The organism is Thalassospira sp. UBA4513 (genome assembly GCF_002388495.1).
Taxonomy (GTDB): Bacteria; Pseudomonadota; Alphaproteobacteria; order Rhodospirillales; family Thalassospiraceae; genus Thalassospira; species Thalassospira tepidiphila.
This window is the reverse complement of the sequence record NZ_DGMR01000001.1, coordinates 35,455-42,409: the sequence shown is the minus strand read 5'-3', so window position 1 is coordinate 42,409 and position 6,955 is coordinate 35,455. Positions and strand designations below refer to the sequence as shown.

6 protein-coding genes are annotated in these 6,955 nt (G+C 56.0%); 5 read left to right on the top strand and 1 reads right to left on the bottom strand.

From position 1 onward, the window contains the following. Positions 1-1,575: SurA N-terminal domain-containing protein (locus tag B2T33_RS00220; RefSeq protein ID WP_286790867.1), on the bottom strand; the 1,575-nt coding region annotated here is incomplete at its 3' end. Between the two features lie 351 nt (positions 1,576-1,926). On the opposite strand from B2T33_RS00220, the gene tpiA reads away from it, so the two are divergent. From tpiA to eno, 5 genes are all read left to right on the top strand, one after another. After that, positions 1,927-2,682, top strand: a complete 756-nt coding sequence (tpiA, locus tag B2T33_RS00215; RefSeq protein WP_286790866.1) for a triose-phosphate isomerase — start codon at positions 1,927-1,929, stop codon at positions 2,680-2,682. Positions 2,683-2,816: 134 nt separating this feature from the next. Then, positions 2,817-3,158 carry a preprotein translocase subunit SecG gene (gene secG / locus B2T33_RS00210; protein WP_008891176.1) on the top strand — a complete coding sequence of 114 codons (342 nt, stop codon included), beginning with the start codon at positions 2,817-2,819 and terminating at the stop codon, positions 3,156-3,158. A gap of 126 nt (positions 3,159-3,284) precedes the next feature. Next, positions 3,285-4,913: a CTP synthase gene (locus tag B2T33_RS00205; protein WP_008891175.1), complete on the top strand. Its 1,629-nt coding sequence runs from the start codon at positions 3,285-3,287 to the stop codon at positions 4,911-4,913. A 58-nt stretch (positions 4,914-4,971) separates the two neighbouring features. Next, entirely contained in the window at positions 4,972-5,829 is an 858-nt protein-coding gene (gene kdsA, locus B2T33_RS00200; RefSeq protein WP_008891174.1) for a 3-deoxy-8-phosphooctulonate synthase, read from the top strand. Positions 5,830-5,933: 104 nt separating this feature from the next. Further along, on the top strand, positions 5,934-6,955 hold a 1,022-nt coding region (gene eno / locus B2T33_RS00195; RefSeq protein ID WP_286790865.1), incomplete at its 3' end, for a phosphopyruvate hydratase.

Genomic DNA, 6,955 nt, shown 5'->3' with positions numbered 1-6,955 from the left:
AACGTCTGCGCCGTCTTCGGTCGCGAGGGTTGCGAGATCAGCACCAGTGGTGTTGATGTTGCCAGCCAGTTCTTCGGCCTTTTCCATCATCAGGCGTTGGCGTTCTTCGGCGGTCCATGCGGCAACAACTTCGTCGCGGACTTCGTCAAACGGACGCAGGGCCGACGGGGTTACGTTTTCAACACGAACGACATAACGCGTGCCCGAAGCGGTTTCTTCGAGGAAGCTTTCCTCGCTGTTTTCGAGCTCGAAGATTTTGGCGTTGATTTCGTCTGCGCCGTCAACGTTCTGACCTGCAAGGCCTTCGCCACGGACGATGCCGTCAAGCTTGTAGGTTTTTGCGCCAACATCACGTGCGGCGTCTTCGATCGGGGTGCCGGCACCGAGTTCTTCGTCAAAGGTGGCCGCCAGATCATAAATGGCGTCTTCGGCTTTGAACTGTTTGAGGCCGTCAACAATGATGTCGCGGACTTCATCGAGGCTTTGGGTGCTGCCCGGGGTGATCGACGGAACACGGATGATGTGCCAGCCAAGGGCGGTTTCGACCGGCTCGGAGATGCCACCTTCGTCGAGCGAGAAGGTCGCATCGCGGAGATCGGGCAGGATGTCATTTGCGGTGAACTGGCCGAGTTTGACCATGGCTTCGTCCATGTTCGCGTCTTCTTTGGCAACCGTCATGAAGTCTGCACCTTCCGTCAGGCGCTTATAGGCTTCACGGGCGGTCTGTTCTTCGTTCGGCGAAAACAGGATTTGTTCGACGGTGCGTTTTTCCGGGGTCTGGAATTCCGGTTCACGCTGTGCATAGGCGTCGGAAATTTCTTCGTCGGTTACGGTGACCGTCGAAATCAGGTCAGCGGCACTTAGCGTTGCAAGGGTGACATTACGGCTTTCCGGTGCGGTGAACTGGGCCGCGTTTTCTTCGTGATATGCACGAAGGGTCGCGTCATCAGCCGGTGCGATGTCAGCAAACGCATCCTTGTTCAGCGTAAAGAACGAACCGCTGCGCTGTTCATTGCGGTAAGCGACGATCTGACGCGCCATGATGTCTGGCACCGTTGCCGGGTTGGTCAGGCTGCTGACAACCTGCTGGCTCATCATGTCGCCACGGACACCGTTGATGAATTCGTTTTCGGTGTAGCCAGCCTGATACAGGGCCTGCAGGAAGCGATCACGGCTGAACTGGCCGGTGGTCGGGTCCTTGAAGCTGTCAGACGAGAAGATCTGATCACGGACGGCTTCGTCGCTGATGCCGATACCGATGTTTTTGGCATCTTCACGAAGGATCTTCTGGGATACGAGCGACTGCACCGTATTGTTCAGAAGGCCCATCTGAATGGCCTGCTGCTGGTTGAAGTTCGGTCCGAACATGTTTTGCATATTCTGCACGCTACGCTGGAAGGCGCGATCCAGTTCGACCGGGGTGATCCGTTGGCTGCCGATTTCGGCAACTTCACGCGAGGTGCCCAGATTGAGCATCGATGCGTTCAGGCCCCAGATCACGAAGCTCAGTGCAATCACGCCAAAGATAATCTTGGCGAAGATTGATTTCGAAAATGTGCGAATGCCAGCAAGCATATGATAAGCCTAACAATCCGTGGTTTGACGCCAAAATCAGGCTTTGACGTCGTTTCATTATGGTCGCCCGGACGACGCGATAGACGAAAAGGCCCGAGCAAATTTGCCGCGCATCTTAATGGCGAGTGTTATCAGCGGCAACAGGCGATTGTATAGAAGATGACTGCAATCACATCCTAAATACGTGATCGGGCGTTTTCGGGTACTTGGCCCCGCTGGCATGGCATGCTAAAACCCGCGTCGAAACAGGTCCTGTAACAAATCGTATCAACCGCAAGCCGGTTGTTATGGTCTTGAAACAAGGACACTACACAGACAAAATGTGAACCAGATCAGCACGAGGTAGCTCCCATGACCCAACGCCGTCCCCTGATTGCCGGAAACTGGAAAATGAACTGTTTGCGTGCAGACGGTCTTGCGCTGGCATCAAGCCTGGCGGCAAAGGCGTCTGAAAAAGGGGCGCTTGGTTGCGATATTCTTGTCTGTCCGCCGGCAACGCTTTTGTCCGAGGCGGTTGGCGTAACCAAGGGAAGTGCGGTTGCCGTCGGTGGGCAGGATTGCCACGCGGCGATTTCAGGCGCGCATACCGGAGATCTGGCCGCCCCGATGCTGGCCGATATTGGCGCACAATATGTTCTGGTCGGTCATTCCGAACGCCGTGCCGATCATGGTGAAAGTTCAACCGATATTCGCAAAAAGGCGATTGCGGCCCATGATGCCGGTCTGATCGCGGTGGTGTGCGTTGGCGAGACCGAGGAAGAACGCGATCTTGGTGCAACTTTGCCGGTGGTGAACGGGCAGGTGGCGGTATCGCTTCCGGATGGGGCGAATGCCAAAAACACGGTTGTTGCCTATGAGCCGGTCTGGGCGATTGGCACGGGCCGTACTGCCAGTGTCGAAGAAGTTGCCGAAGTGCATGCTGCGATCCGTGCAGGTCTGGTGGCACGGTTTGAGGATGGTGATCAGTTCCGAATTCTGTATGGTGGTTCGGTCAAGCCGTCGAATGCCAAGGAATTGATGGCTGTCGAAGATGTCGATGGTGCACTTGTCGGCGGGGCCAGCCTTAAGGTTGAAGATTTCTGGCAGATTATTGAATCTTGTGCCTGACCGACTGCGGTGCAGATTTTGTTTAATATGGTCTAGCCAACAGCCATAAAACGCGTTAAATACGCATCAAATTTATGCCCGATCCGGGCCGAATTGCGTTTGGATCGGTTGATTAGGACAAGAGTTTCGACACCATGCAAACAGTCATTCTGGTAATCCACCTTCTTCTTGCGCTCGGCTTGATCGCTGTGATTCTCGTGCAGCGCAGCGAGGGCGGTGGGCTTGGTATCGGCGGTAACAGCGGCGGCGGAGGCGGCGGCGGTGGTTTCGGCGTGATGAGCTCACGCGGCGCTGCGAACCTGCTGACCCGTACTACTGCTATTCTGGCAGGCGCATTCATGATCACCAGCATCATTCTTGCCCTTCAGTCGAATACCCACACCCAGCCGGCTTCGATCCTTGATCAGGCGCCGGAACCGGCCCCCGCGGTCACCGAGCCCGCCGAGGACACCGGTCCCGCGGCTCCGACCCGATAAACAAATTAACCGACGACCTGAGGCGGCAAACTTGCCGCCTCAATTTTTGATTGTTGAATTCCCCGGTTCGTGATGCACTGAATGGCATCGAACCGAGGCTTTGTGCTTTGAGATGAGGCCAAGATAATGACTCGTTTTATCTTTATTACCGGTGGCGTGGTTTCCTCGCTGGGCAAAGGTCTGGCTTCCGCTGCTTTGGGGGCGTCCCTGCAGGCACGCGGCTTTACAGTTCGTCTGCGTAAACTTGATCCGTATATCAACGTCGATCCGGGCACCATGAGCCCGTACCAGCATGGCGAATGCTATGTGACCGAAGACGGTGCGGAGACCGACCTTGATCTTGGCCACTATGAACGTTTCACCGGCGTATCATCGCGCCGGTCCGACAACGTCACCACCGGTCGTATCTATTCCAACGTGATCGCGCGTGAACGTCGCGGCGATTATCTTGGCGGGACTGTGCAGGTCATTCCGCACATCACCGATGCGATCAAGGAATTCGTGATGTCGGACGCGACCGAGGATTTTGTCCTGGTCGAAATCGGCGGCACGGTGGGCGATATCGAAAGCCTTCCGTTCCTTGAAGCCATCCGTCAGATGGGCAATGACCTTGGCGATGGCCGGGCCTTGTTCATGCACCTGACACTTGTTCCTTATATTTCGTCTGCCGGGGAGCTTAAGACCAAGCCGACCCAGCACTCGGTCAAGGAACTGCAGAGTGTCGGTATTCAGCCAGATATTCTTCTGTGCCGTTGCGATCGCGAAATTCCGATCAATGAACGCCGCAAGATTGCGCGTTTCTGTAACGTCCGTGAAGCGGCGGTTATTCCGGCCTATGACGTTGATAACATCTATCAGGTGCCGATCAGCTATCACCAGTATGGTCTGGATAACGAAGTGCTGTATCACTTCGGCCTGCAGGCGCAGGAACCGGATCTGCAGCCGTGGGAAGATATCTGCAACACCATCCGCAATCCGGAAGGTGAGGTCACCATCGGCATCGTTGGCAAATACATCCAGCTTCCCGATGCCTATAAGTCGCTGACCGAAGCGCTGACCCATGGCGGTATCGCCAACAAGGTGCGCGTCAAACTGGAATGGATTGCGTCTGACGAGCTGGAAAAAGAAGGCAACGTCAACGAAATCCTGTCCAAGCTTGATGCGATCATGGTGCCGGGCGGCTTTGGCGAACGTGGCACCGAAGGCAAGATTGCCGCGGCCCGCTATGCGCGTGAAAACAAGGTGCCGTATTTCGGGATTTGCTTTGGCATGCAGATGGCGGTTCTGGAAGCCGCGCGTAACCTTGCCGGGCTTAAGGATGCGTCCTCGTCCGAGTTTGGTCCGACCAAGACGCCGCTTGTCGGTCTGATGACCGAATGGGCGAAAGATGGTGGCTCGGTCGAGCGTCGTTCTGATGACGATGACCTTGGCGGCACCATGCGTCTGGGTAATTACGAGTGCAAGCTTGTCGATGGCACCCGTGCACGCGAGATTTACGGCAGCGAAACCGTTCTTGAACGTCACCGCCATCGTTATGAGGTGAACGTCAACTTCATGGGGCAGCTTGAAGAGAAGGGTCTTAAATTCTCAGGGCTGTCGCCGGATGGTCGTTTGCCGGAAATCGTCGAATATCCGGATCATCCGTGGTTCATCGGTGTTCAGTTCCACCCGGAACTGCGTTCGCGTCCACTGGATCCGCATCCGCTGTTTGTTTCCTATATCAAGGCCGCCAAAGAGCGCAGCCGTCTGGTATAAGCCTGGTATCTGATTGCCAGAACAAACAGCCACAAGTGATCGACAGAAAGTCAGTGCAATGACCGAAATTAAAACCGTCAAAGTCGGCAATATCGAAATCGCCAACGACAAGCCGTTTGCCGTTCTGGCAGGCCCGTGCGCGATCGAAAGCCGTCAGCACGCCCTCGAGATGGCCACAGCGCTTAAGGAACTGTCCGAAGGGCTTGGCATCGGGCTTGTTTATAAAAGCTCGTTTGACAAGGCCAACCGGACCAGCACCACGTCCAAACGCGGTGTCGGCCTTAAGGAAGGTCTCGATATCCTGGCCGAGGTCAAGGAAGTCACCGGGCTTCCGATTGTGACCGACGTGCATTTGCCTGATCAGTGTGCGGCGGTGGCCGAGGTTGCCGATATCCTGCAGATCCCGGCATTCCTATGCCGTCAGGCCGATCTGTTGCAAGCGGCTGGCAAAACGGGCCGCGCGGTTAATGTCAAAAAGGGTCAGTTCCTGGCCCCTTGGGACATGGTCAATGTGGCCAATAACCTGGCTGCGACCGGCAATGAAAACATCATGCTCTGTGACCGTGGGACCAGCTTTGGCTATAACACGCTTGTCACGGACTTCCGTGGACTTCCCACCATGGCCCGTCAGGGCTATCCGGTTGTCTTCGATGCCACCCATTCGGTTCAGCAGCCGGGCGGACAGGGCACCTCGTCAGGTGGCCAGCGCGAATTCGCGCCAGTTCTCGCCCGTGCGGCCGTTGCGGTTGGTATCGCAGCACTGTTTATCGAAACCCACGATAACCCGGCGACGGCCATTTCCGATGGCCCGAACCAAATCCCGTTGAACAAGCTTCCCGAAGTTCTTTCGGTTCTGATGGAACTGGACAAGGTGGCAAAAGCCAATCCGGTTCGTCTGGATATGTTTGACGCGTAAATAACAAATGCCGCCAGCACGTGATTGGCGGCATTCTTTTTTGCTGTAACCTGCATGCCTGATGGTCAGGTATGGTTCCTACCAGTGAGGAGAACGTTTCTGTCATGACCGCTATTATCGATATTCGCGGCCGCGAAATCCTTGACAGCCGTGGTAACCCGACGGTCGAAGTTGATGTCACCCTGGAAAATGGCGCCTTTGGTCGTGCTGCCGTTCCTTCGGGCGCATCCACCGGTGCACACGAAGCCGTCGAACTGCGCGACAAGGAAGACCGTTACCTTGGCAAAGGTGTTACCAAGGCGGTTGCATCCGTAAATGGTGAAATCTTTGAAGCGCTGGCTGGCATGGATGCCGAAGACCAGCTTGCCGTCGACAATGTCATGATCGACCTTGATGGCACCGAAAACAAAGGCCGTCTGGGCGCAAACGCCATTCTGGGCGTGTCGCTGGCAACGGCCAAGGCCGCTGCCGAAGATGCCGGTCTTCCGCTTTATCGTTATGTCGGTGGGTCGTTTGCCCGCACTTTGCCGGTGCCGATGATGAACATCATCAATGGCGGCGAGCATGCCGACAACCCGATTGACGTTCAGGAATTCATGATCATGCCGGTTTCGGCCGAGACCTGCTCGGACGCGATCCGCATGGGTGCGGAAATCTTCCACAACCTGAAAAAGGCATTGTCGGCAGATGGTCTGAACACCAACGTTGGTGACGAGGGCGGCTTTGCGCCGAACATCGCATCGACCGAGGCTGCCATCAGCTATGTCATGAAGTCGATCGAGGCTGCTGGCTATCGTCCGGAAGAAGACGTTGTGCTGGCGCTTGATGCGGCATCGACCGAGTTCTTCAAGGACGGCAAATACGTTCTGGCCGGCGAGGGCAAGTCGCTTGATCCGAGCCAGATGGTCAAATACTGGGCCGACCTTGTGGGCAAATACCCGATCTTCTCCATCGAAGACGGCATGGCCGAAGACGATTGGGATGGTTGGGCAGAACTGACGGCCGCCATCGGTGCCAAGACCCAGCTTGTTGGTGATGACCTGTTTGTCACCAACCCGAAACGTCTGGCAGATGGCATCAAAAAGGGCGTTGCCAACTCGATCCTGGTCAAGGTCAACCAGATCGG

Coding starts and splice junctions, on each gene's coding strand:
- tpiA (WP_286790866.1), top strand. CDS start 1,927: ATGACCCAACGCCGTCCCCTGATTGCCGGAAACTGGAAAATGAACTGT.
- secG (WP_008891176.1), top strand. CDS start 2,817: ATGCAAACAGTCATTCTGGTAATCCACCTTCTTCTTGCGCTCGGCTTG.
- B2T33_RS00205 (WP_008891175.1), top strand. CDS start 3,285: ATGACTCGTTTTATCTTTATTACCGGTGGCGTGGTTTCCTCGCTGGGC.
- kdsA (WP_008891174.1), top strand. CDS start 4,972: ATGACCGAAATTAAAACCGTCAAAGTCGGCAATATCGAAATCGCCAAC.